Source organism: Bradyrhizobium sp. PRIMUS42 (genome assembly GCF_023006515.1).
In the GTDB taxonomy this organism is placed as follows: Bacteria; Pseudomonadota; Alphaproteobacteria; order Rhizobiales; family Xanthobacteraceae; genus Bradyrhizobium.
Genome location: NZ_JALBGZ010001257.1, coordinates 1 through 1009 on the forward strand (window position 1 = coordinate 1; position 1009 = coordinate 1009).

Below are 1009 nucleotides of genomic sequence, written 5' to 3' on the forward strand. Positions count from 1 at the left end.
CGCGATCTGCTCGCGCGGGCCGACAGCGCGGTGTCGATCTTCGGCGATCGCGCCGCCGTGCTGCAGGCAGCGGCGCGGTTTGTCGCCGAACGGAAGAGCTGACGACCGATGGCAACCGAGGGCAAAGAAGATCCCGCCCTCGCCCGCTTCCGCAAGATGTCGCGGCCGATGCGGCTGATCTATGCGCGGCCGCGGACATTCATCTCGCTTGGTATCGGCATCCTCGTCGGCCTGCTCATGCCGGGCTCACCCCGGCTGACGACGCGGCTCGTGCTCGGCTGGGATGCGCTGATCGCAGTCTATCTCGTGCTGGTCTATGCGATGATGCTTTGCAACGACCACCAGCACATCCGCCGCAGCGCCGCGATGCAGGACGACGGCCGCTTCGTGATCCTGCTGGTCACGGCGATCGGCGCGTTCGCGAGCATCGCGGCGATCGTCGCCGAGCTCGGTACCCATCGCGGCGCCACGGAACTCACGATCGCGATCACCACGATCGTGCTGTCATGGGCCGCCGTGCATACCACCTTCGCGCTGCACTACGCTCATGACTATTACAGGAACGCCAAGCCCGGCGGCCTGCAATTCCCGAGCAGCGACAAGGAAGACCACGCCGACTACTGGGACTTCGTCTATTTCTCGTTCGTGATCGGCATGACAGCGCAGGTCTCCGACGTCGGCATCACCGACAAGACGATCCGCCGCACCGCGACGGCGCACGGCATCGTCTCATTCATCTACAATACGGCGTTGCTGGCGCTGACGGTGAACATCGCGGCAAGCGCGATCTCAAACTGACATCGTCCCGGCGTTCGCCGGGACGACTTCAATTGTCAGTGACAAACCTCGGCGTTGGCGTCGTTGCCGGGGCCACCACCGCCGCGATATTCGAGATGGCAGCCGCGGTTGACAGGACGGCAGCCGGTGTTGTTGCAGAACATCTGCCCGCCGCCCGAACGACGGCTGGCGCCAGCGGCGGCGGCAATGCCAGCCGCACCACCATAACCAC

At 65.1% G+C, this 1009-nt stretch carries 1 protein-coding gene and 1 pseudogene; both read left to right on the forward strand.

The window, feature by feature from the left end:
- A pseudogene (locus MOV75_RS39500) lies at positions 1–102 on the forward strand (polyprenyl synthetase family protein); the annotation flags it as partial.
- Between the two features lie 6 nt (positions 103–108).
- On the forward strand, positions 109–798 hold the full coding sequence (locus MOV75_RS39505) for a DUF1345 domain-containing protein (RefSeq protein ID WP_246932635.1): 690 nt from the start codon (positions 109–111) through the stop codon (positions 796–798).
- Positions 799–1009 lie beyond the last annotated feature (211 nt).